Below are 22198 nucleotides of genomic sequence, written 5' to 3' on the forward strand. Positions count from 1 at the left end.
GCCGGGGGAGGGGTCGGCCTCAGCGCGGTGCGCCCACCAGCTGCGCGACGTGCACGACGAAGGCGCGGCGGCGGTCGCGCGTCTCCTCCCCGCCCCGGGAGGCGAAGGGGGTGAGGTGCCAGATCTCGCAGAGGCCGAGGAGGGCGATGAAGAGGTCGTCGGCGGACCAGCTCGCGTCGACGACGCCGGTGCGCTGCCACTCGAGGACCCGGGCCTCGGGGGCGGGGACCCCGCCGAGCTGCTCGCCGGCCTCCTCCCAGACGCCGGCTCCCTCCAGGCGCGCCCACGTGAGCAGGCGCAGGAACTCCGGGTGCTCCCACACGTGGTCGAACATGCGGCCCGCGAGGTCGGGGAGGTCCGCCGCCTCGGCGAGGAGCGTCTCGTCGAGAGCGCCGAGCGCCTCGACGACGGTCGCGACGAACAGGCCGCGCTTGCCGCCGTAGTAGGCGTAGAGCCGCTCCTTGTTCAGACCCGCCGCCGTGGCCACACGGTCGACCCGGGCGCCCGCGAAGCCGTGGGCGGCGAACTCGACGGAGGCCGCGCGGAGGATCCGCTCGCGCGCGGGCAGCGCCGCATCGGATGTCGGCTCCATGGTTCACCTCCGGGCGCTCGAACGATACACTCTTCTTCGCCCAACCAACTGGTTGGGGTGGTTCGGCCCCGATGACGCGGCTCGGATCCGGACCCGCCGGTCCCGCTCCGCTCCGTGTGAAAGGCCGCCATGCCCTCCCCGTCCGCTCCCTCCTCCGCCCGCCGCTGGTGGGTGCTCGTGATCCTCGCGCTCACGCAGCTCGTCGTCGTGCTCGACGGCACCATCGTCACGATCGCCCTCCCCGCCGCGCAGGCCGACCTCGGCCTCACCGACGTCGAGCGCCAGTGGGTCGTCACCGCCTACGCCCTCGCGTTCGGCGCGCTCCTGCTCCTGGGCGGCCGCATCGCCGACTACACCGGCCGCAAGCGCACCTACCTGATCGGGATGATCGGCTTCGGCGCCGCCTCCGCCTGGGGCGGCCTCGCCACCTCCGGCACCGAGCTGATCGCCGCCCGCGGGCTGCAGGGCGCCTTCGCCGCGCTGCTCGCTCCGGCCGCTCTGGCCCTCCTCACCGTCTCCTTCCCCTCCGGCCGCGAGCGGGGCACGGCCTTCGCCGTCTTCGGAGCGGTCGCCGGAGCGGGCGCCGCCGTCGGCCTCGTGCTGGGCGGGCTGCTCACCGAGTTCGCCGACTGGCGCTGGTGCCTCCTCGTCAACGTCCCCGTCGTCGTGGTCGGCGCGATCGCCGGCCAGCTGCTCGTCACCGAGAGCCGCGCGGAGGGGCGCAACCGCTTCGACGTCGCCGGGACGATCACCGTCGCGCTCGGGCTCGCGAGCGTCGTCTACGGCTTCACCCTCGCCGAGCAGGGCTGGCTCCGCGTCGACACCCTCGGCTTCCTCCTCGTCGGCGTGCTGCTGCTGGCCCTCTTCGTGCGGATCCAGGCCCGCTCCGACCACCCGTCGCTGCCGCTGCGCATCGTCGCCGACCGCGTCCGCGGCGGAGCCTTCCTGGTCCAGGCGATCGTCGGCAGCGTGATGATCGGCTCCACCCTCTACCTGACCCTGCACCTGCAGCTGGTCCTGGGCCTGCCGCCGCTCGAGGCGGGCCTGGCCAACCTGCCGATGACGGTGACGATCATGATCGTCGCGGGAGTCGCCGCCAAGCTGCTGCCGCGCACCGGCCCGCGCGTGCTGATGATCGTCGGCCCGCTGATCGCGGCGGCCGGGCTCCTCTACCTGAGCCGCATCACCCCCGACGGTGGCTACCTCCTCGAGGTGCTGCCCGCGCTGATCCTCCTGGGCATCGGCATGGCGATGGTCTTCGTGCCGCTGCAGAACCTCGCGCTCACCGGAGTCGCGGCCCACGACGCCGGTGCCGCCGGAGCGACCGCCAACGCCGCCATGCAGATCGGCGGCTCGATCGGGCTGTCGATCTTCACGACCCTCTACGCGGGAGTCGCGGGCGAGCAGCAGTCGCCGGTCGCCTTCGTCGACGGCTACTCCGCGGTCTTCGTCGCGGCCGCGATCGGACTGGTCGTCGCCTCCGTCGTCGCCGTCGCGATGATCCGGGTGAAGAAGGAGGAGTTCCTCGCCCATGCTCCGAAGGAGGCCGTCGCCCACCTGGGCTGATCCCGGCCTAGGCTCGGAAGCGCCATGCAGCCACTGACCGAGACCGAGATCCGCGAGTCCTTCGTCAACGCCTCCCGCAAGGAGGTCGCCGATCTCGCGCTGCCGAAGGACTTCGACGCGCTGGACTGGTCGGTCATCGACCATCTCGGCTGGCGCGACCGGAGGATGGGCCGCCGCGCCTACGTCGTCGTGCCGCTGGAGGAGCGCCTCGTCGGGGTCCTGCTCACCCAGGCCGACGCCCTGCCGCGCTCGCGGGCGCAGTGCTCGTGGTGCCGCGACGTGCAGCTCCCGAACGACGTCGTCTTCTTCGGGGCGCGGAAGGCCGGAGCGGCCGGGCGGGCGGGGGACTCGCTCGGCACGCTCGTCTGCTCCCGCTTCGAGTGCTCGGTGAACGTGCGGCGGCGCCCATCGGTGGCCTACATCGGCTTCGACCTCGAGGCGGCGCGAGCGCAGCGGATCGCGACTCTGCGGGCGCGCACCGAGGGCTTCGCGCGCGAGGTGCTCGGCGAGGCGTGACCGCGCTCAGCGGCGCGTGGACGCGCGCACGTGCATCCGCTCGCCCTGGCGGCCGAAGAGGCTGAGGAACTCGACCTGCTGCTCGTCGGCGCGGCCGAACCAGTGCGGCACCCGGGTGTCGAACTCGGCGGCCTCGCCGGCCGGCAGCACCAGATCGTGCTCGCCGAGCCGCAGGCGGAGCCGCCCGCTCAGCACGTAGAGCCACTCGAAGCCCTCGTGCGCGCGCTGCTCCGCCGGCTCCGTCACCGGCCCGGCCGGGAGCGTGTGCTTGAACGCCTGGAGCGCACCCGCGTCGCGGCTGAGCGGCTGGATGAGCATGCCGTTCCGGCGCAGCGGCCGGCCGTGCACGCGGGGATCCTCCGGCGCGGCGCCGACGAGCTCGTCGAGCGGCGCCCCGAGGGCGCGGGCGATCGGGAGGAGCAGCTCCAGCGTCGCGCGACGGCCTCCGCTCTCGAGGCGCGAGAGGGTGCTCGCCGAGATGCCGGTTTCAGCCGCGAGGGACGCGAGCGTGCGGTCGCGGCGGGTGCGCAGGCGCCGGAGCCGTGGTCCGACGGCGGCGACGAGCTCGTCGTCGGAGGGGGCGGGCGGGGTCTCGGGCACGACGCCATCCTGGCACGGGCGGTCGCGCCGCATGCCGGAACGGCACGGATCCTCGCGGCCCAGCCCGGGGCGGCGGAGCATCGACCCATGACCTCCACCGACGCCCCCACCGGCCCGTCCGTCCCCGCCCCCGCCGACGTCCTGATCCTCGGCGCCTCCTTCGCCGGCCTCGCCGCCGCCACCGCCCTCGGCCGCAGTCTCCGCGACGTCCTCGTCGTCGACGGCGGACCTCCGCGCAACGCACCCTCGCCCGGTGCTCACAACGTGCTGACCCGCGACGGCGTGCCGCCCACGGAGCTGGTGCGCCTGGCGCGCGCCGAGGCCGAGGGCTACGGAGCCCGGGTGGTCGAGGGCGAGGCGGTCCGCGCCTCCGCGGGTGCCGAGGGCGTGACCGCGACCCTAGCCGACGGCACGGTCCTCCGCGCGCGCCGCCTCCTGCTCGCGACCGGTGTCCGCGACCTGCTGCCGGAGATCCCCGGGCTCGGCGCCCGCTGGGGACGGGACGTCCTGCACTGCCCCTACTGCCACGGCTTCGAGGTGCGCGGCCTGCGGATCGGCGTGCTCGGCAGCTCGTTCGCCGGGCACCAGGCGCAGATGTTCCGGCAGCTCAGCGACCGGACGTCGATCCTGCTCCACGGCGCACCCGCGCCCGCCGGCGACGAGGCGGCGGCGCTGGCCGCCCGCGGGATCGCTCTGGTGCCCGGCCGCGTCGAGAGGGTCCTCGTCGAGGACGACCGCCTGGTCGGCGTGGTGATCGACGGTCGGCGGCACGAGCTCGACGCGCTCGTCGTCGGCCCGCGGGTCGAGGGGCGGCTCCCCGAGGGGCTCGGCCTCGAGCTCGCCGACCACCCGTCGGGAGTCGCGCGGCACCTCGCCGTCGATCCGATGGGCCGGACCGGCGTCGCCGGGGTCTTCGCCGCGGGCTCGCTGGTCGAGCCCATGGCGCAGGTCGTCGCCTCGTCCGCCGACGGGCTGCGCGTGGGCGCGGCGATCAACCACGACCTGATCGAGGAGGAGATCGCCGCCGCACTGCGGGGCGCCTGACGCGCGCTCAGCGGCGGCGGTACTCCAGCTCCGGGCGGCCGGGGGAGCCGTAGCGGGGCGCGCGGTCCGCCACTCCGGAGTCGGCGAGGTGCTCGAGGTAGCGGCGGGCCGTCACCCGCGAGATGTCGAGGCGGGTGGCGAGCTCGGCCGCCGAGAGGCCGACGGGGCCCAGCAGTGCGGTGACGGCCTCGAGGGTCTGGGCCGAGAGCCCCTTGGCCAGACCCGGGGCGTTGGAGGTGCGGAGCGCCGCGAAGGCCCCGTCCACCTCGTGCTGGCTGGCGACGTCGGCGCCGTGCATCCGCTCGCGGTACGACCGGTAGCTGGCGAGCTTGGCGGCGAACGCGCTGAAGACGAACGGCTTGATCAGGTACTGCACGATGCCGGCGGCGACGGAGGCGCGCACGTTCGCGGCGTCGCGGACAGCGGTGATCGCGATGACGTCGACGTCCAGGCCCGCCGCCCGGACGGCCCGGCAGAGGTCGAGGCCGCCCATGTCCGGCAGGTTCATGTCGAGCAGGATCAGCGCGATGCCCGGGTCCGCGCGCAGCGCCCGGATCGCCTCCGCGCCGCTGCCGGCGACCGCGGCCACCTCGAAGCCGTCGACCCGCCGGACGTAGTCGGCGTGGGCGCTCGCGGTCAGAGGCTCGTCCTCGACGACGAGCACCCGGATCACGACGCCACCCGCGCGGGCAGCGGCAGCTGCACCGTGAACACCGCGCCGACGTGGCGCGAGACCTCGATCGAGCCGCCGAGCCGCTCCACCACCTGCTGCACCAGCGCCAGGCCGATGCCGCGGCCGAAGCCGTCCGACTCCTTCGTCGAGTAGCCGCGCGCGAAGACATCGGCGGCGCTCGCGACTCCGGGGCCGCTGTCCGACACCTGCACCACCAGCTCGCCCTCCGCGAGGCCGAGGTAGACCTCCACCCACGGCTCGCGGTCCGGAGCGGAGGAGGCGGCCGCGTCGAGGGCGTTGTCGATCAGGTTGCCCAGCACCGTCACGAGGTCCCCGGGCTCCAGCCCCTGCGTGCCGGGCTCGAGGTGCGTCTCGAAGTGCAGCTCGACGCCGCGCTCGCGGGCCTGCGCGGCCTTGCCCAGCAGCAGGGCGGCGATCACCGGCTCCTGCACGGAGCCGAGGACCCGGTCGGCCAGGCGCTGGCTGAGGTTCAGCTCGCCGGCGGCGAACGCGAGCGCCTCGTCGGGCCGGCCGAGCTCGATCAGCGACGCGATGGTGTGCAGGCGGTTCGAGAACTCGTGGGTCTGCGAGCGCAGCGCGTCCGAGAGGGTGCGCAGCGACTCCAGCTCGCCGCTCACCCGCTGCAGCTCGGTGCGGTCGCGCTCGGCGCGCCCCACGCGACGACCTGCACGCGGGCGGCGAAGGAGGCGTCCACGGCCGAGAGCGTGACGCCCGCCGACACGAGCGCGACGACCGCGCCGTCGGCGTCCTCGATCGGCGCGACGGCGCGGACGGAGGGCCCGAGCGTGCCGGTGTACGTCTCGGTGAAGGTCCGCCCCTCCAGCGCGGGCTCGATCGTGCCCTGGAACGGCAGGCCGATCCGGTCGCGGTCGCGGTGGGTGTACCGGGTGCGGTCGGGGGCCATGATCGTGAGGAAGTCGACGCCGGTGTCCCGCATGACCTCCTCGGCGTACGGCTGCAGGCTCGCGGAGGGATCCGCGCCGGCCGTCGACTCGAGGACGAACGGATTGTCGGCCACCGTCCGCGCCACGACGAGGCTCCGCTGGGCGGCCTCGTCGCCCGCCCGGCTCCGCGCGTCGAGGGCCAGCACCGCGACGGCCGCCGCGGCGATCAGCAGGATGCTCAGCAGCTGCACGGCGAACAGGCGCGCGGCGATGCTGCCGCGCGGTCCGCGTGCGCTCGGCGTCCTGACCATGCCACTCCCTCGTGAGCGAGCGCTCGGGGCGCCCCGCCGTGAACAGTATGAACGCAACCGTGCCGGGCTCCGGAGGCGGGGCCACCATCGTCCTACCCCCTCACCTCGACGAAGAGAAGGACACCCCCATGGCGAAGACGCCTCAGACGCCGTCCGACCGGCTGATCCCCGCGGTCACCCCTCCGAAGACCCGGCGGCGCATCGACCGGAACCACTGGCTCTACATCGCCGTCATCATCGCCGTGGTCGCCGGCGTCGTGGTCGGACTCGTCGCTCCCGCCTTCGCGGCGACGCTCGAGCCCGTCGGCAAGGCCTTCGTCGGACTGATCAAGATGATGATCGCGCCGATCATCTTCTGCACCATCGTCATCGGCATCGGCTCCATCGCGAAGGCCGCCACGGTCGGCAAGGTCGGCGGACTCGCGCTGGGCTACTTCATCGTGATGTCGACCTTCGCCCTGGCGATCGGCCTCGTCGTCGGCAACATCCTGCACCCGGGCGAGGGCCTCGACATCTCGAGCGCCACCTACGACACCAGCGACCTCAAGGCCGAGAGCACCAGCGACTTCGTCCTCGGGATCATCCCCGTCTCGCTGTTCTCCTCGCTCGTGGACGGCAGCATCCTGCAGACCCTCTTCGTCGCGCTGCTCGTCGGCTTCGCGCTGCAGAAGATGGGCGCCAAGGGCCAGCCGATCCTCGGAGCGATCAAGCAGCTCCAGGTCCTGGTCTTCCGCATCCTCTCGATGGTGCTCTGGGTCGCCCCGATCGGCGCGTTCGGCGCCATCGCCGCGGTCGTCGGCAAGACCGGCTGGGGAGCGGTCGTCGCTCTCGCCACCCTGATGATCGGCTTCTACATCACCTGCGCGATCTTCGTGGTCGTCGTCCTCGGCCTGCTGCTGCGCCTGGTGACCGGCGTCAGCATCTTCTCGCTGATGAAGTACCTGGCCCGCGAGTACCTGCTCATCGTCGGCACCTCCTCCTCGGAGGCGGCGCTGCCCCGCCTGATCGCGAAGATGGAGCACCTCGGCGTCTCCAAGCCCGTCGTCGGCATCACCGTGCCCACCGGCTACTCCTTCAACCTCGACGGCACGGCGATCTACCTCACGATGGCGTCGCTGTTCATCGCCTCGGCCACCGGAGCGCCGATGTCGATCCCGGAGCAGATCGGCCTCCTCCTCTTCATGATGATCGCCTCGAAGGGCGCCGCGGGCGTCACCGGAGCGGGCCTGGCCACGCTGGCCGGCGGCCTCCAGTCCTTCCGTCCCGACCTGGTCAACGGCGTCGGTGTGATCGTCGGCATCGACCGCTTCATGTCCGAGGCCCGCGCGGTAACCAACTTCACCGGCAACGCGGTCGCCACCCTTCTCGTGGGCACCTGGACCAAGCAGATCGACATGGTGCAGGTCCGCGAGGTCCTCGGCGGGCGCTCGCCCTTCGACGAGACCACGCTCGGAGCGGACGAGCACGAGGCCCCCGCGTCGGGCACCTCGATCACCGAGGGGATCGCCTCGATCCAGGACTCCGACGAGGCGTCGCGGATGCGCGCGGAGATCGCGGCCAAGCGCTAGCCGATCCGATCGCGAAGGCCCCGCCTCCCGGAACCGGTCCGGGAGGCGGGGCGTCCGTCGTGCGCGGGTCAGTGCCTCCGCACCCCGAGCAGAGGCAGGGTCACCGAGCAGAGCGGCCCGATCAGCACCGCGAAGAGGAGGGTGCCGAGGCCGGCGTCGCCGCCGAGGGCCCAGCCGATGAGCAGCACCGTGAGCTCGACGCCCGAGCGCGCCACCCAGATCGGCAGGCCCGTGCGGGTGTGCAGGCCCAGCATCAGTCCGTCGCGGGGCCCCGGACCGAGGCGGGCGCCGATGTAGATCCCGCTCGCGACCGCCAGCAGCACGAGACCGCCTGCGAAGAGCAGGCCGCGGGCCCACCACTCCTCCGGCGTCGCCAGCACACGCAGTCCGACGTCGATCATCGTGCCGACCACGAGCACGTTCAGCACGGTGCCGAGACCGGGCCGCTGTCGGAGGGGGATCCACAGCAGCAGGACGAGCAGGCCGATCACGTTCGTGAGCAGTCCGATCCCGAGCCCGGTCTGGTGCGCGACCCCCTGGGCGAAGACGGTCCACGGGTCCACGCCGATCGCCGCGCGGATCATCATCGCGTCGGCGAATCCGTAGAGGATCAGTCCCACCAGCAGGCGCGGCACGGGTCGGAGGCGCCACTGGCCCGCTGGGGGAGCGGCGGCGGCAACGGGAGCGGTGAGCGTCATGGACTCATCACAGCGCGACATTGGCCTTCTTCGCGCGGTCCAATCCGGCTACCTTGGACGCATGGCTGATGTCCACTTCGGCGCGCGCGCCCTGCAGACCCTCCTCGGCGACTGGCGCGAGCAGCGCGGCACCCGGCCCGCCTACCTCGCGCTGGCCGATCGGATCCGCCTCCTCGGGATCGACGGCCGCATCCCCGCGGGCAGCCGCCTGCCCGCCGAGCGCGAGCTCTCGGCCCGACTCGGCGTCAGCCGCACGACCGTGGCCGCCGCGTACCGCGAGCTGCGCGACAGCGGCTACCTCGTCAGCGTGCGCGGTTCCGGCAGCGTCACCCGCCTGCCGGGAGCGGCCGTGCACGCGGTGCCCTCGCTCGCGCCGGACTTCCTCGACTTCACCAAGGCGGCCCTGCCCGCCGTCCCCGAGCTGGCCGACGCGTACACCCGCGCGGCGCAGGCGGCCCCCGAGCACTTCGACTCCGGCTCCTACGACACCGTCGGCCTGCCGGTGCTGCGCCGCGCGATCGCCGAGCGCTACACCGCGCGGGGTCTGCGCACCGAGCCCGGCCAGATCATGGTGACCATCGGCGCGCAGCACGCGATCGCGCTCGTCGCCCGCACCTTGCTCGCGCGGGGCGACCGGGCGCTGATCGAGGCCCCGACCTACCCGCACGCCTACGAGGCCCTCCGGCTGGCAGGCGCGCGGCTCGTGCCGGTGAACGTCGACGGGGCGGACGGCTGGGACGGAGAGGGCCTGATCGCCGCGCTGCGCGGCACGAGCCCGAGCCTGGCCTACCTGATGCCCGACTTCCACAACCCGACCGGCCGCTCCATGGCCCCCGAGCTGCGGGAGCGGGCGATCGCCGCCGCGGCCCGGCAGGGGACCCTGATCATCGCCGACGAGACGACGGCCGAGCTCGACATCGACCGGCGGATGACGCCGCTGCCGTTCGCCGCCTACGGGCCCGAGGGGACGGTGCTCTCGATCGGCTCCGTCGGCAAGACGCTGTGGGGCGGCATCCGGATCGGCTGGATCCGCGCCGAGCGAGCGGTGATCCGCAAGCTGGCGCTGGCGCGCTCGGCGAGCGACCTCGGCACGCCGATCCTGGAGCAGCTCCTGGTCGCGGACATGCTCGGCCGGATGGACGGCGTGCTGGAGCTGCGGCGCTCGCAGCTGCGCGCGGGCCGCGACCACCTCGAAGCGGCCCTGGCGCGCGCGATCCCGGAGTGGAGCGTGCCGCGGGTCTCGGGCGGCCTCTCCACCTGGGTGGGCCTGGGCCGGCCGGCGAGCTCGCAGCTCGCGCTCGCCGCCCGGACGGCGGGCCTGCTGATCACCGCGGGCCCGCGCTTCGGGATCGACGGCGCCTTCGAGCGCTTCCTCCGCATCCCGATCGGCTACTCGCCCGAGGCGACCGACCGGGCCGTGGAGGCGCTCGCGACGGCGTGGGCGCAGGTCGCCCGGCACCCGGCGGCCGACCCGGGGTACCTCGCCGACGTGGTCTGAGGTGGAGTGCCCGCCGGGCGTGTGAGATCGTTCTCTCATGAGCGACGGGTACGGCTACCTGCTGATCCACTTCGTGGAGGACCGGACCGGCCACAGCGAGAAGATCTTCCTCTCGCTCAGCCGGGGCGACGATCCGCTGCGCTGGCGGGCGCTCGGGCCGGTGCTGGAGTGGACCGGCGGCACGGGCGGCGTCCGCGACCCCCACATCGTCCGCGGGCCGCGGGGCTTCCACCTCGTCGCCACCGATCTCCGCGTCTGGCGGCCCGAGGGCCCGGACTGGGACCACTACCGGCACCGGGGGAGCCGCGACCTCGTGGTCTGGGACTCCCCGGACCTCCTCGAGTGGTCCGAGCCGCGCGCGGTCGCCGTCGCTCCCGAGGGCGCGGGCATGGCCTGGGCGCCGGAGTCGGTCTACGACCCGGTCTCGGGCGACTTCCTCGTGCACTGGTCCTCCGGCCTGGCCGAGGACGGCGACCCCGCCACCGGCGAGACGGGCGACAGCCGCATCATGATGTCCCGCACGCGCGACTTCCGCACGTTCGCCGAGCCCGAGACCTACCTGCGGCTGCCCGGCGGAGTGATCGACATGACGCTGCTGATCGAGGGCACGGCCGTCCACCGCTTCGCCAAGCAGCACGACGACGCCCCCGACACGATGCAGGTGTTCCAGCAGGTCGGCTCCTCCCTCCTCGCGGACGACTTCACCACCGTCGCGCGGGGGATCGGGCAGGAGCTCGGCCCGAGCATCGAGGGGCCGCTGGTCTTCCGGCACCACCGCGAGGAGCGCTGGTCGCTCTGGGTCGACCAGTACGCCCTCCGCCCCTACGGCTACCGCGCCTACACGAGCACCGACCCGGCCTCGGGCCGCTGGGAGCTCGCGGAGGAGTTCGACCTGCCCGAGGACACCAAGCACGGAGCGGTCCTCCCGCTCACCCGATCCGAGTACACGGCGCTCGACGAGCGCCACCCCGCCTGAGAGGCCCCGCATGACCGACTTCAGCCCCCGTCTCGCCGACGCCCTCGTCACCGTCCTCGGTGCCGACGGCGCTCCGCTCGCCCACGCCGACGTGACGGTCGAGCAGCGCCGCCACGCCTTCGCCTTCGGCTGCACCCCTCCGAGCACCGACCCCGCGCGCGCCGAGGAGCGCCGGCTCTGGCTCGACCTGTTCGACACGGCGACGCTCCCCGTCTACTGGGGACGCTTCGAGCCGGAGCGCGGCCGCACCGCGACGGAGGAGGTGCTCGCCGAGGCGCGCGCGCTCGCCGCGGACGGCGTCCGCCTGAAGGGGCACCCGCTCGTCTGGCACTACGTGAAGCCGGAGTGGCTCGACGCGCTGCCGCTGGACGAGGCCGAGCAGCTCCTCCGCGCGCGCATCCGCCGGGAGGTGGGCGCCTTCGCCGGGCTGATCGACACCTGGGACGCGATCAACGAGGTCGTCATCATGCCGCGCTTCGCGAACGACCCGGACGGCGTGACGAACGCCGTCACCCGCCTCGCCCGCGAGAAGGGACGCGTCGGCATGGTCGAGCTGGCCTTCTCGGAGGCGCGCAGCCTCGGCACCGGACCGGTGCTCGTGCTGAACGACTTCGACCTCGGGCCCGAGTACGAGCGGCTGATCGAGGACGTGCTCGAGGCCGGGATCCGGCCCGACGCGATCGGCCTGCAGTCGCACATGCACCAGGGGTTCCGCGGGGAGGAGCAGATCGCGGCGATCTGCGACAGGTTCGCGCGCTTCGGCCTGCCGCTGCACTGGACCGAGACCACCCTCGTCTCGGGCGAGCTGATGCCCGCCGAGATCGAGGACCTCAACGACCACGTGGTCGAGGACTGGCCGACCACTCCGGAGGGGGAGGCGCGGCAGGCGGACGAGATGGTGCGGCACTACGAGACGCTGGTCGCGCATCCGGCGGTCGAGGCGATCACCTACTGGGGCTTCGACGACGCCGGCGCCTGGCTCGGAGCGCCGGGCGGGTTCCTCCGCCGCGACGGGAGCCCGAAGCCGGCCTACGAGGCGCTGCGCTCGCGGATCCGCGGGGACTGGTGGCTCGAGCCGACGGTGCTCCGGACGGACGCCGAGGGGCGCGTCGGCGTCCGGGCCTTCGCCGGGGACTTCGCGCTCTCGAGCGCGGGGGCGGGCGCTGCAGTGAGCCTCCCCGTCGGGTCGTCGACGGCGGAGGTCCGCCTGGGCTGAGGGCGTCCGGGCCCGCCGGTGGCGCGGGTCGCCCCGTCGCGCGCCCCGGAACGCCGCGTCCCTCCCAACACTCAGTCGGCTGATGGAAGACTCGGAGGGTGCATCTCCTCGCGGTCCTCAGCATGAAGAACCGGGCGCTCATCGCGCTCGTCACCGTCGTCATCGCCGTCTTCGGCGGAGTCGCCCTGACCGGGCTCAAGCAGGAGCTCGCGCCGTCGATCTCCTTCCCGCAGCTCGCCGTCGTCACGTCCTACCCGGGCGCCGCTCCGGAGGTGGTCAACGACGACGTCTCGACGCCGATCGAGACCGCCATCCAGGGGGTGCCGGGGCTCGAGACGACCAGCGCGACGTCCTCAACGGACTCCTCCCTCATCTCGGCGTCCTTCACCTACGGCACCGACCTCGCCACCGCCGAGCAGAAGATCCTGCAGGCGATCAACCGGATCAAGAGCACGCTCCCGGACGGCGTCGACCCGCAGGTGGTCACCGGCTCCCTCGACGACCTGCCGGTGCTGCAGCTCGCCGTGTCGAGCGACGGCGACGCGGACGCGCTGGCCGAGCGCCTGCGCACCACGGTCATCCCGGACCTGGAGAAGGTCGAGGGCGTGCGCGAGGCGGCGCTCGTCGGCGAGACCGCCCAGCGCGTCACGATCACTCCGGACGACGCGGCGCTCGCCGCGGCCGGCCTCTCGACCGGCGACATCCGCTCGGCCCTGCAGCAGAACGGCGTGCTCGTCGCGGGCGGACAGATCACCCAGGACGGGTCGACCTTCTCGGTGCAGTCGGGCGTCAAGCTCGACTCGACCGACGCGATCGCGGCGCTGCCGCTGCTGCCGTCCGCAGGTGCCTCCGCGGGTGCGGGCGGCGCCGGTGCGTCAGCGGGCGCGGGTGCCTCCGCGGGTGCCGGGGCTTCCGCCGGCGGCTCCGACGCCGGAGCGGCGGCGGGAGGCGCGGCCGTGACCGCAGAGCCGACGGTCACCACCCTCGGCTCCGTCGCGACGGTCGCCGTCACCGACGCCCCCGTCACCTCGATCTCGCGCGTCAACGGCCAGCCCGCCCTGACCCTCTCGATCACGAAGCTCCCGGCCGCGAACACCGTCGATGTGTCGACCGGCGTGGCCGCGCTGCTCCCGGACCTCGAGGAGTCGATCGGCGACAACGCCGCCTTCACCCCGGTCTTCGACCAGGCGCCCTACATCCAGGAGTCGATCGCGTCGCTCGCGCAGGAGGGGGCGCTCGGCCTCGTCTTCGCCGTGCTGGTGATCCTGCTGTTCCTGCTGTCGGTGCGCTCGACCCTGGTCACGGCCATCTCGATCCCGACCTCGGTGCTGATCACCTTCATCGGCCTGCAGACGGCCGGCTACACCCTCAACATCCTGACCCTCGGCGCGCTCACCATCGCGATCGGCCGTGTGGTCGACGACTCCATCGTCGTGATCGAGAACATCAAGCGGCACCTCGACGCGGGTGAGGACCGGGCCCGGACCATCGCGGTCGCCGTCCGCGAGGTCGCCGGCGCGATCACCGCCTCCACGATCACCACGGTCGCGGTGTTCCTGCCGATCTCGTTCGTCGGCGGCACCACGGGCGAGCTGTTCCGGCCCTTCGCGCTGACCGTGTCGATCGCCCTGCTCGCCTCCCTCGTGGTGGCGCTGACGATCGTGCCGGTGCTCGCCTACTGGTTCCTCCGCCCCTCGAAGCGGCCGGCGGTGCGCCAGGCCGCGCAGGCGGCGCTCGCGGAGGAGCGCGCGGCGGCCGGAGGGGCACCCGCCTCGGGGGTCCCGGCCGACACCGCCGCGCCGGTCGAGGAGGCCCCGCACCACGGCGCCCACGCCGCTCCCCGGCGGGCGCGCGGGCTGCAGTCGGTGTACGGCCCGATCATCCACTGGACGCTGAAGCACTCGGTCGTCACCGTCCTCCTCGCGCTGCTCGTGCTCGTCGGGACCGGTGCGCTGTACCCGCTGATGAAGACGAACTTCCTCGGCTCCAGCGGGCAGGACACCTTCACCGTCACACAGACGGTCCCCGTCGGCCAGAGCCTCGACGCGCAGGACGCGACGGCGCAGCAGGCGAGCACGGCGATCCTCGGCGTCGACGGCGTCGAGACCGTCCAGCTCACCGTCGGCTCCTCCGGCGGTCTGCAGAGCGCGTTCGGCGGGGGAGGAGGCGGCGGCACCTCGATCCGCTACTCCGTCACCACCGATGAGTCGGCCGACCAGGAGGCCGTGCAGGCGGACGTCCGCGACGCGCTGTCGGGCGTCGCCTCGGCCGAGGACATCAGCGTCGCCGCCTCCTCCGGCTTCGGCGCCTCCTCGGACATCGAGGTCGACCTCTCGACCGCCTCGCAGAGCGACCTCCAGAGCGCGAGCGACCAGCTCCTCGAGGCCCTGCGCGGGACCGACGGGATCAGCCAGGCCGAGAGCAACCTCTCCTCCTCGCTGCCCTACATCGCGGTGCGGGTCGACCGCGACGCCGCGGCCCGGGCGGGTCTCAGCGAGGTCGCCGTGGGCACGATCGTCAGCCAGGCGCTCCAGCCCAGCCAGGTCGGCAGCGTCGTGATCGACGACCGCACCCTCTCGATCTACCTGGCCGACGGGCAGCCGCCGGCCACCGTGGACGAGCTGCGGAACCTCGAGGTGCCGACCCTCACCGGCACCGTCGCGCTCTCCACCCTCGCGGCGGTCGAGCAGACGGACGGTCCGGCGAGCATCACCACCGAGCGCGGGCAGCGCACCGCGACCATCACCGTCACCCCGGAGGGCGACGACCTCGCCTCGGCCAACGTCGCCGTGCAGAACGCGATCGACGCGACGGCGCTTCCGGCCGGTGTCGACGCCTCCCTCGGCGGAGTGACCGCCGACCAGGCCGACGCGTTCTCGCAGCTGGGCATCGCGCTGCTGGTCGCGATCCTGATCGTCTACGTCGTGATGGTGGCGACGTTCCGCTCGCTCCTGCAGCCGCTGCTCCTGCTCGTGTCGGTGCCGTTCGCGGCGACCGGCGCGATCCTCCTGCAGGTGATCACCGGCGTGCCGCTGGGCGTGCCGTCCCTGATCGGCGTGCTGATGCTGATCGGCATCGTCGTCACGAACGCGATCGTGCTCGTGGACCTGGTGAACCAGTACCGCGACCGCGGGATGCCGGTGCGGGAGGCGCTGCTGCACGGCACCGAGCGGCGGCTCCGGCCCATCCTGATGACCGCCCTCGCGACGATCTTCGCCCTGCTGCCGATGGCGCTGGGGATCACGGGCCACGGCGGCTTCATCTCGCAGCCGCTGGCGATCGTCGTGATCGGCGGCCTGGTGTCCTCGACGGTGCTGACCCTCGTGGTCCTGCCCGTCGTCTACAACCTGGTCGAGGGGTATCGTGAGCGGCGGCGTGCCGCCCGCGCCGGGAAGGCGTCGGCATGACGGACATCAGGGATGCGGCCGAGACGGTCGGCTCGCGCTGGCGCAGCGGCCCGGAGCGCGCCACCGCGGTCCTCGACGAGATCGGTCCGGAGCGCTTCGTCGCCCGCGACTTCCGCCCGGGCACGCTCCGGCACCTCGTCCTGATCCGCTTCCGCCCGACGGCGCTGGTCGCCGAGGCGGACGAGGTCACCCGCCGCTTCCTCGCCCTCGCCGACGAGTGCGTCCGCGACGGACGGCCCTACATCGAGTCGATCGAGACCGGGCCGCAGCTGAGCATCGAGGGCGCGGGCGAGGGGTTCGACCGCGCGTTCCTGCTGACCTTCTCCTCCGAGGGCGACCTGCACTACTACCTGGGCCGGCCGGCCGTCGAGGACCCCGCGCACTGGGATCCGGCGCACGACGCGTTCAAGGAGTTCGTCGGGCCGTTCGTCGACACGGCCGGCATCGTCGCGTTCGACTTCCGACCCGAAGCGCACTGATGGCGACTCCCGAGTTCGTGCTGCGGCTGCGCGACCGGATCGGGACCGAGCTGCTCTGGCTCACCGGCGTGACCGCGGTGATCCTCCGCGAGGAGCCGGCGCTCGAGGTCCTGCTCGTCCGGCGCGCCGACACCGGCGCCTGGACGGCCGTCACCGGGATCATCGACCCGGGCGAGACCGTCGCCGGCACCGCCCGCCGCGAGGCGCAGGAGGAGGCGGGCGTCGAGATCGAGGTCGAGCGCCTCGTGCAGGTGCACACCCTGCCGCCGATGCAGTATCCCAACGGGGACCGCTCGCAGTACCTCGACCACGTGGTGCGCTGCCGCTGGATCTCGGGGGAGGCCCACGTCGCGGACGACGAGTCGACCGAGGTCGGCTGGTTCGCGCCCGACGCGCTGCCGCCGATGTCGGACGAGCACCGCGCCCGGATCGAGCGGGCGCTGTCGGACGAGCCGGGCTGCTCGATCGACTGACGGCGGGGGTGGGCGCCGGACGAGGGCGGGGCCGCCTCTCGGGAGCGGCACTCGGATCGGAGCGGGCGTCCTGCCGTGTCGGCCTCCGACCGGACGGGCCCTCGGGCCGGGCTCCTCGGACCAGGCTCGTCTCGGAGCGGGCGCTGCTCAGACCGGACGCGCGAAGCAGAGCACCGCGTCGTCGCCGACGTGGGCTCCGAAGCCGTCGATCGCCGTGAAGCCGAGCGCCTCGGCCGCTGCGGCGAGCTCCGGCGCGGCGGCCAGGCGCAGCGTGCGGATCCGCTGCACCCGCGCCCACGACTCCGCCGCCGCGACGAGCCGTCGGGCGACTCCCGTGCGCCGGTGGACGGAGGCGACCACGAGCTCCAGCACCTCGGCGAAGTCGTCCGGGCCGGGAGCGAGCACCAGCACGCCGGCCGCCGCCCCGTCGATCCGGGCGATCAGCACGCGGGCGTGCGGGGCCGGGACCGCGGCGAGGAGGCCCTCCGCTCCGGCTGCGTCCTCGAGGCGGACGACGACTCCGCTCACGAGCCCAGGTGGGCGCGGAGGAACTCGACGACCCGAGCGCGCAGAGCGTCGTCGAGCAGCGCGATCGAGTGCAGCGAGCCGGGGAGGACGAGGAGGTCGACCCTCGAGCCCGCTCCGCGCAGCGCCTCGGCGAAGCGGGTCGACTGGCTGAGCGCGACCCGTTCGTGCGCCGCGTGCGCGATGAGGAACGGCGGCTCGGAGCCGTCCACCTGCGCGAGGGGCGAGGCGGCGGTCGCAGCGGGGCAGGAGGCGAGGTCCGCGCAGTCGAGGTAGCTGCGCACGGCGGCCGCGACTCCGACAACCGGGTCGTCGTCGGCGAGGCCGGCGGCGCTGAGATCGGAGGGACCGCTCAGGTCGACCACGGCGGCCAGGCGGGACGAGGTCGACGGCAGCGTGCCGAGCAGAGAGGCGAGGTTGCCGCCGGCCGAGCCGCCGAAGGCCGCCACCCGCTCCGGATCGATGCCGAAGCGCGCGGTCTGCTCCGGCTCGAGCAGCCAGTCGAGGGCGGCCGTCACATCGTCGAGCTGCGCGGGGAACACGGCGGCGGGCGCGAGGCGGTAGTCGACCGAGACGGCGACGAACCCCTCCGATCCGAGCCACTGGCAGATCGGGCGCCAGTTCGCGTCGGCCTTGCCTCCACGGGCCCAGCTGCCGCCGTGCACGACGAGGACGGCGGGCCGCGGCTCCGCCGACGGGGCAGGGGAGGAGCAGACGTCGACGCTCTGCCCGGTGCTCGCGTCGTAGACGACGTCGGCCGTCACGCTCACGCCGGACCAGTCGGGTGCGGGTGCCGCTCCGAGCGCCTGCGCCACCGGCTCCGAGACGGGAGTGGTGCTCGCGCAGCCCGAGAGGAGGAGTGCGAGGGCGGCCAGGACCGCGGCGACGCGTCGCGGGGATCGGGTGGGCTCGCGCATGAGTGCGATCAGCGTACGGGGTGCCCGGCGCCCCGGATGCGGCACCCCCGCGATCAGGGGGTGCCGGGCTCGCGCTGCAGCCGGACCAGGACGACCCCCGCGAGGATCAGCGCGCCGCCGCCGAACTGGATCGGCGCGGGCAGCTCGCCGAGGATCAGCCACGCGGCCGCGATCGAGAACAGCACCTCCGTCAGGCCGACGAAGGAGGCGATCCGCGTGCCGAGACGGCGTCCGCCCTCGATCCCGAGCAGATACGCCAGCACCGTCGACATGCCGAGGATCACGCCCGCGGGGAGGAGCCAGCTGACCTCCGCTCCGACGAACACCACCTCTCCGAAGGTCGCGCGCAGCGGTGTGACGCCGAGCGCCCCGAGTGCCAGCAGGATCGCGGCGCCGACCGTCATCGCCCCCGCCGTGAGCGCGATCGGCGGCAGCTCCGGATCCACTCGGCCGGCGATGACGTAGTAGACGCACAGGCCGAGCGAGGCGGTCAGCGCCCAGGCGATGCCGACCAGCTCGGGGGTCGACTCGCCGGACAGGTCGAGCACGAGCACCAGGCCGCCGAGCGCGAGAGCGGAGCCGGCGAGGGTGAAGCGGCCGGGGTGCCGGCGGGTGCGCGCCCAGGCGAGGAGGACGAGGAACACCGGCGCGAGGTACTCGATCAGCAGGGCGACGCCGACCGACATGTGCTCGATCGCGCTGTAGAAGCAGAGCTGCGCGGCGATCACGGCGAAGACTCCGTAGAGGGCGATCGTGCCGAGGTTGCGGCGGAGCACGGGCCAGCGGCCGCGGAGGGACAGGATCGCCGGGATCGCGAGGATCAGGGCCGCGCCGCCCGCCCGCCAGAGGACCGCGGACGCCGGCGTCCAGCCCGCCTCGAGGAGCGGCTTCACGAACGGCCCGCCCAGACCGAACGCCGCCGACGCGGCCAGCGCCGCGGCGAGGCCGGAGCCGAGGCGCCGTGCAGGCGCGGGCGCGCTCGCGGCGGGGAGGGTGACGGCGGCGGTGCTCTCGGCGGTCATGGCCGGCTCCTTCAGGAGTCAAAAGGATTACACTCGTGACAGCGAGCTGATCGCACACTACTGAGCCGCACTGTCAGGAGTCAACATGGTGTTCGCCTATGACGTCGAGGCGTCGCTGACCTCCACCGCCACCCTCGTCAACACGCTCCCCGAGCTGTCGCCGTCCGGCGAGGACGAGATGGCGACGATCGAGCAGCTGGACGACTTCCTCCTCGAGAACCGCTACACGGGCAGCCGCGACGGATCGGCCGAGGAGCTGGAGGCCGTGCGGGCGATCCGCTCCTCCCTCCGCACCCTCTGGCTCACGCGGGCCGAGGAGGACCTCGTCCCCGTCGTCAACGGGATGCTCGACTCCGGCCGCGCGCTCCCGCAGCTGGTCCGGCACGGACCCTACGGCTGGCACCTCCATGCGACGCGCGACGAGAGCCCGCTCGCCACCCGCATCCTGGTCGAGGCCGCCATGGCGTTCGTCGACGTGATCCGCGGCGACGAGCGCGAGCGGATCCGCGTCTGCGCGGCGGAGGACTGCGAGGCGGTGCTCGTGGACTTCTCCCGCAACCGCTCGAAGCGCTACTGCGACACGGGCAACTGCGGCAATCGCGCGAACGTGGCCGCGTACCGGGCCCGGCGGGCGTCGCAGTAGCGGACGGGCGGTCGTTGCGCGCGGGCGCGCGTCGATCGTGCTGCGGCTCGGGGCCGGGGGGCTGTATGCGGGGCGACTCCGCGGGGGACCGGTTGCGGAGGTGCGCGACTCCCGGGCTTCGCGGCTCCCGACCTGAGCGGCTCCCGACCTGAGCGGCTCCTGGCCGCACGTCTCCCCGCCCTAGCCAGGCTCCGGGGCCGCGTGTAGACTCGCTCGGTCGGCTCTTGACACCGTGCGTTCTCGTGCGGATGGGTTTGTTAGTCAAGTGGGCCGAGTCTCCGACAGTCGTCGTGAGACGAATCACATGTGTGAATCGGCCCCGGTCAATGACTCGCCCGGGTTCTCCCCCTGCTGCCCCGCAGCAGTCCAGCGCACGGACGCCCCTCACGACGGGGCTCCTCCGGCGTCGCCTCCTCGCGCACGACCTGAACCCAGGAAGAACTGCCATGCCCAAGAACAAGAAGCCCGCCGGCGGACGTCCGGCCAAGAACTTCGAGCCCAACCGCTTCGGCGCCTCGAGCGGCAAGTCCCAGCTCGGCGGCCGCTCGCGCTTCCCCGGCGCCAAGCCGGGCTCGCGCAGCGAGGGCCACCGCGGCTTCCGCGCCGTCGACGAGAACGCCCCCAAGAAGGCGCGCTGGAACGCCGACGAGCGCGCCGAGCGGGCCACCGAGCGCGCCGATCGGTCCGCCCGCGGGAACGACCGCGACGAGCGGCCCTCGCGCGGCTACGACCGCGATGCGCGTCCGGCCCGCTCGAACGATCGCGACGATCGTCCGGCGCGTTCCTACGGGCGCGATGAGCGTCCTGCGCGTTCCTTCGACCGGAGCGACCGCCCGGCCCGTTCCTTCGACCGTGACGCGCGTCCGGCCCGCTCGAACGATCGCGACGATCGTCCGGCGCGTTCCTACGGGCGCGACGACCGTCCTGCGCGTTCCTTCGACCGGAGCGACCGCCCGGCCCGTTCCTTCGACCGCGATGCGCGTCCGGCCCGCTCGAACGACCGCGACGATCGTCCGGCCCGCTCCTACGGACGCGACGACCGTCCGGCCCGCACCGGCGACCGCGACGAGCGCCCCTCGCGCGGCTACGACCGCACCGAGCGTCCCGCCCGCTCGTTCGACCGCAGCGACCGTCCGGCCCGCTCCTTCGACCGGGACGCGCGTCCCTCGCGCGGCCACGACCGCGGCGACCGCCCGATCCGCTCGTTCGACCGCGACTCCCGGCCCTCGCGCCGCGACTCCGGCTCGGACTTCTACCCCAGCCGCGACGCCCGTGCGCCGCACCAGGCCGACGACGTCGTGCTCGAGCGCCTCGAGGCGACGGCCACGCTCGCCGTCGACGTCGAGGGCGTCACCTTCGGCGACCTCGGCCTGGGAGGGAACATCGTCCGGATGCTGACCGAGCTCGGAGCGGCCGCGCCGTTCCCGATCCAGGCCGCGACCATCCCCGAGGTGCTCGCCGGCAAGGACGTCCTCGGACGCGGCAAGACCGGCTCCGGGAAGACCATCGCCTTCGGCGCCCCCGTCGTCGAGCGCCTGATGGAGAACAACGGAGCGAAGGGCCGCAAGCCGGGCCGGGCTCCGCGCGCGCTCATCCTCGCGCCGACCCGCGAGCTCGCCATGCAGATCGACCGGACCATCCAGCCGATCGCCCGCTCCGTCGGCCTGTTCACGACGACCATCTACGGCGGCGTCCCCCAGTACAAGCAGGTCGGAGCCCTCCAGCGCGGAGTCGACATCGTCATCGCGACGCCGGGCCGCCTCGAGGACCTCGTCGAGCAGGGGCGCCTCGACCTCTCGAACATCACCATCACGGTGCTCGACGAGGCCGACCACATGTGCGACCTCGGCTTCCTCGAGCCGGTGCAGCGCATCCTCCGCCAGACCGCCGACGGCGGCCAGCGGCTGCTGTTCTCGGCCACGCTCGACAAGGGCGTCGCGACGCTCGTGGACGAGTTCCTGGTCGAGCCGAGCGTCCACGAGGTCGCCGGCGAGGACCAGGCGTCCTCGACCATCGACCACCGCGTGCTCCTGATCGAGCACCGCGACAAGGCCGAGATCATCGAGCAGCTCGCCGCCCGCCAGGGCAAGACGCTGATCTTCGCCCGGACCCGCGCGTTCGCGGAGCAGCTCGCGGAGCAGCTCGACCACGCGGACATCCCCGCGACGAGCCTCCACGGCGACCTCAACCAGTCGCGCCGCACCCGCAACCTCGCACTGCTCACCAGCGGACGCGTGGACGTGCTGGTCGCGACGGACGTGGCCGCGCGCGGCATCCACGTCGACGACATCGACCTGGTGATTCAGGCCGACGCTCCCGACGAGTACAAGACGTACCTCCACCGCTCCGGCCGCACCGGCCGCGCGGGCAAGACGGGCACGGTCGTGACGCTCATCACGCGCAACCGTCGCCGCCGCATGGAGGAGCTGCTCGACCGGGCCGAGATCGAGGCCGAGATGATCGAGGCCCGCCCCGGCGACCGCGTCCTGCGCGAGATCAGCGCCCCGGCCGAGTAGCCGCCGACCGCACGACACGAGGCGCGGACCCCCTGCATCGGGGTCCGCGCCTC

21 protein-coding genes are annotated in these 22198 nt (G+C 73.6%); 12 read left to right on the plus strand and 9 right to left on the minus strand.

Annotated features, from left to right (window positions below; all coding sequences use genetic code 11):
• Positions 1-19: 19 nt before the first annotated feature.
• Positions 20-592, minus strand: a complete 573-nt coding sequence (locus C5B93_RS08450; RefSeq protein ID WP_104267158.1) for a TetR family transcriptional regulator — start codon at positions 590-592, stop codon at positions 20-22.
• Positions 593-721: 129 nt separating this feature from the next.
• Here C5B93_RS08450 and C5B93_RS08455 point away from each other — a divergent pair, with 129 nt between their 5' ends.
• Together C5B93_RS08455 and C5B93_RS08460 are read left to right on the plus strand one after the other, a co-directional pair.
• Positions 722-2158, plus strand: coding sequence for an MFS transporter (locus tag C5B93_RS08455; RefSeq protein ID WP_104292224.1), 1437 nt, complete (start codon positions 722-724; stop codon positions 2156-2158).
• Between the two features lie 24 nt (positions 2159-2182).
• On the plus strand, positions 2183-2674 hold the full coding sequence (locus C5B93_RS08460; RefSeq protein WP_104222848.1) for an FBP domain-containing protein: 492 nt from the start codon (positions 2183-2185) through the stop codon (positions 2672-2674).
• Between the two features lie 6 nt (positions 2675-2680).
• On the opposite strand, the gene C5B93_RS08465 is transcribed toward C5B93_RS08460, so the two are convergent.
• The gene (locus C5B93_RS08465; protein ID WP_258068177.1) at positions 2681-3274 is read right to left on the minus strand and encodes a helix-turn-helix domain-containing protein; all 594 of its coding nucleotides are present in this window, start codon (positions 3272-3274) and stop codon (positions 2681-2683) included.
• Between the two features lie 87 nt (positions 3275-3361).
• Here C5B93_RS08465 and C5B93_RS08470 point away from each other — a divergent pair, with 87 nt between their 5' ends.
• A complete protein-coding gene (locus C5B93_RS08470) occupies positions 3362-4318 on the plus strand; it encodes an NAD(P)/FAD-dependent oxidoreductase (RefSeq protein ID WP_104292226.1) in 957 nt (318 codons plus the stop codon).
• Between the two features lie 7 nt (positions 4319-4325).
• Here C5B93_RS08470 and C5B93_RS08475 read toward each other — a convergent pair whose 3' ends face one another.
• Genes C5B93_RS08475 through C5B93_RS17805 form a run of 3 tightly spaced genes read right to left on the minus strand, consistent with a single transcriptional unit; the run spans position 4326 to position 6207 of the window.
• The gene (locus C5B93_RS08475; protein WP_104223809.1) at positions 4326-4991 is read right to left on the minus strand and encodes a response regulator; all 666 of its coding nucleotides are present in this window, start codon (positions 4989-4991) and stop codon (positions 4326-4328) included.
• Positions 4988-5668, minus strand: coding sequence for an ATP-binding protein (locus tag C5B93_RS17800; RefSeq protein WP_308471253.1), 681 nt, complete (start codon positions 5666-5668; stop codon positions 4988-4990). Before C5B93_RS17800 ends, C5B93_RS08475 begins: the two co-directional genes overlap by 4 nt.
• A complete protein-coding gene (locus C5B93_RS17805; RefSeq protein ID WP_308471254.1) occupies positions 5626-6207 on the minus strand; it encodes a hypothetical protein in 582 nt (193 codons plus the stop codon). Before C5B93_RS17805 ends, C5B93_RS17800 begins: the two co-directional genes overlap by 43 nt.
• Positions 6208-6335: 128 nt before the next feature.
• Between C5B93_RS17805 and C5B93_RS08485 the strand changes: the two genes are divergently transcribed.
• Positions 6336-7775, plus strand: a complete 1440-nt coding sequence (locus tag C5B93_RS08485; RefSeq protein WP_104223811.1) for a cation:dicarboxylate symporter family transporter — start codon at positions 6336-6338, stop codon at positions 7773-7775.
• 68 nt (positions 7776-7843) lie between these two features.
• On the opposite strand, the gene C5B93_RS08490 is transcribed toward C5B93_RS08485, so the two are convergent.
• Entirely contained in the window at positions 7844-8473 is a 630-nt protein-coding gene (locus C5B93_RS08490) for a YitT family protein (RefSeq protein ID WP_374953139.1), read from the minus strand.
• A gap of 61 nt (positions 8474-8534) precedes the next feature.
• Here C5B93_RS08490 and C5B93_RS08495 point away from each other — a divergent pair, with 61 nt between their 5' ends.
• The 6 genes from C5B93_RS08495 (at position 8535) to C5B93_RS08520 (ending at position 16522) form a co-directional block, all read left to right on the plus strand.
• Positions 8535-9971 (plus strand): PLP-dependent aminotransferase family protein, encoded by a 1437-nt coding sequence (locus C5B93_RS08495; protein ID WP_104292227.1) that lies wholly within the window; start codon positions 8535-8537, stop codon positions 9969-9971.
• Positions 9972-10008: 37 nt separating this feature from the next.
• Positions 10009-10947, plus strand: coding sequence for a glycoside hydrolase family 43 protein (locus C5B93_RS08500; protein WP_104292228.1), 939 nt, complete (start codon positions 10009-10011; stop codon positions 10945-10947).
• A gap of 10 nt (positions 10948-10957) precedes the next feature.
• On the plus strand, positions 10958-12163 hold the full coding sequence (locus tag C5B93_RS08505) for an endo-1,4-beta-xylanase (RefSeq protein WP_104292229.1): 1206 nt from the start codon (positions 10958-10960) through the stop codon (positions 12161-12163).
• A 98-nt stretch (positions 12164-12261) separates the two neighbouring features.
• On the plus strand, positions 12262-15570 hold the full coding sequence (locus C5B93_RS08510) for an efflux RND transporter permease subunit (RefSeq protein ID WP_104260392.1): 3309 nt from the start codon (positions 12262-12264) through the stop codon (positions 15568-15570).
• A complete protein-coding gene (locus tag C5B93_RS08515) occupies positions 15567-16049 on the plus strand; it encodes a Dabb family protein (protein WP_104223816.1) in 483 nt (160 codons plus the stop codon). The genes C5B93_RS08510 and C5B93_RS08515 overlap by 4 nt, the downstream gene beginning before the upstream one ends.
• Complete coding sequence (locus C5B93_RS08520) at positions 16049-16522, plus strand: NUDIX domain-containing protein (protein ID WP_104233119.1); 474 nt, start codon at positions 16049-16051, stop codon at positions 16520-16522. The genes C5B93_RS08515 and C5B93_RS08520 overlap by 1 nt, the downstream gene beginning before the upstream one ends.
• A gap of 147 nt (positions 16523-16669) precedes the next feature.
• Here C5B93_RS08520 and C5B93_RS08525 read toward each other — a convergent pair whose 3' ends face one another.
• Genes C5B93_RS08525 through C5B93_RS08535 form a run of 3 tightly spaced genes read right to left on the minus strand, consistent with a single transcriptional unit; the run spans position 16670 to position 18986 of the window.
• Positions 16670-17050 (minus strand): GNAT family N-acetyltransferase, encoded by a 381-nt coding sequence (locus C5B93_RS08525; protein WP_104292230.1) that lies wholly within the window; start codon positions 17048-17050, stop codon positions 16670-16672.
• Positions 17047-17964, minus strand: coding sequence for an alpha/beta hydrolase (locus C5B93_RS08530; RefSeq protein ID WP_104292231.1), 918 nt, complete (start codon positions 17962-17964; stop codon positions 17047-17049). Before C5B93_RS08530 ends, C5B93_RS08525 begins: the two co-directional genes overlap by 4 nt.
• A gap of 53 nt (positions 17965-18017) precedes the next feature.
• The gene (locus tag C5B93_RS08535) at positions 18018-18986 is read right to left on the minus strand and encodes a DMT family transporter (protein ID WP_104292232.1); all 969 of its coding nucleotides are present in this window, start codon (positions 18984-18986) and stop codon (positions 18018-18020) included.
• Between the two features lie 85 nt (positions 18987-19071).
• Between C5B93_RS08535 and C5B93_RS08540 the strand changes: the two genes are divergently transcribed.
• Positions 19072-19629 carry a CGNR zinc finger domain-containing protein gene (locus C5B93_RS08540; protein ID WP_104226176.1) on the plus strand — a complete coding sequence of 186 codons (558 nt, stop codon included), beginning with the start codon at positions 19072-19074 and terminating at the stop codon, positions 19627-19629.
• A 446-nt stretch (positions 19630-20075) separates the two neighbouring features.
• Positions 20076-22145: a DEAD/DEAH box helicase gene (locus C5B93_RS08545; protein WP_104292233.1), complete on the plus strand. Its 2070-nt coding sequence runs from the start codon at positions 20076-20078 to the stop codon at positions 22143-22145.
• Positions 22146-22198 lie beyond the last annotated feature (53 nt).

This window comes from Rathayibacter sp. AY1A2 (genome assembly GCF_002930935.1).
Classification (GTDB): Bacteria; Actinomycetota; Actinomycetes; order Actinomycetales; family Microbacteriaceae; genus Rathayibacter.

What these genes read in the sequence shown, in the direction of transcription:
- C5B93_RS08470 (WP_104292226.1), top strand. Translation starts at nt 3,362, where the DNA reads ATGACCTCCACCGACGCCCCCACCGGCCCGTCCGTCCCCGCCCCCGCC.
- C5B93_RS08450 (WP_104267158.1), bottom strand. Translation starts at nt 592, where the DNA reads ATGGAGCCGACATCCGATGCGGCGCTGCCCGCGCGCGAGCGGATCCTC.
- C5B93_RS08535 (WP_104292232.1), bottom strand. Translation starts at nt 18,986, where the DNA reads ATGACCGCCGAGAGCACCGCCGCCGTCACCCTCCCCGCCGCGAGCGCG.
- C5B93_RS08495 (WP_104292227.1), top strand. Translation starts at nt 8,535, where the DNA reads ATGGCTGATGTCCACTTCGGCGCGCGCGCCCTGCAGACCCTCCTCGGC.
- C5B93_RS08515 (WP_104223816.1), top strand. Translation starts at nt 15,567, where the DNA reads ATGACGGACATCAGGGATGCGGCCGAGACGGTCGGCTCGCGCTGGCGC.
- C5B93_RS08460 (WP_104222848.1), top strand. Translation starts at nt 2,183, where the DNA reads ATGCAGCCACTGACCGAGACCGAGATCCGCGAGTCCTTCGTCAACGCC.
- C5B93_RS08530 (WP_104292231.1), bottom strand. Translation starts at nt 17,964, where the DNA reads ATGCGCGAGCCCACCCGATCCCCGCGACGCGTCGCCGCGGTCCTGGCC.
- C5B93_RS08520 (WP_104233119.1), top strand. Translation starts at nt 16,049, where the DNA reads ATGGCGACTCCCGAGTTCGTGCTGCGGCTGCGCGACCGGATCGGGACC.
- C5B93_RS08485 (WP_104223811.1), top strand. Translation starts at nt 6,336, where the DNA reads ATGGCGAAGACGCCTCAGACGCCGTCCGACCGGCTGATCCCCGCGGTC.
- C5B93_RS08490 (WP_374953139.1), bottom strand. Translation starts at nt 8,473, where the DNA reads ATGACGCTCACCGCTCCCGTTGCCGCCGCCGCTCCCCCAGCGGGCCAG.
- C5B93_RS17805 (WP_308471254.1), bottom strand. Translation starts at nt 6,207, where the DNA reads ATGGTCAGGACGCCGAGCGCACGCGGACCGCGCGGCAGCATCGCCGCG.
- C5B93_RS08505 (WP_104292229.1), top strand. Translation starts at nt 10,958, where the DNA reads ATGACCGACTTCAGCCCCCGTCTCGCCGACGCCCTCGTCACCGTCCTC.
- C5B93_RS08455 (WP_104292224.1), top strand. Translation starts at nt 722, where the DNA reads ATGCCCTCCCCGTCCGCTCCCTCCTCCGCCCGCCGCTGGTGGGTGCTC.
- C5B93_RS08500 (WP_104292228.1), top strand. Translation starts at nt 10,009, where the DNA reads ATGAGCGACGGGTACGGCTACCTGCTGATCCACTTCGTGGAGGACCGG.
- C5B93_RS08540 (WP_104226176.1), top strand. Translation starts at nt 19,072, where the DNA reads ATGGTGTTCGCCTATGACGTCGAGGCGTCGCTGACCTCCACCGCCACC.
- C5B93_RS08545 (WP_104292233.1), top strand. Translation starts at nt 20,076, where the DNA reads ATGCCCAAGAACAAGAAGCCCGCCGGCGGACGTCCGGCCAAGAACTTC.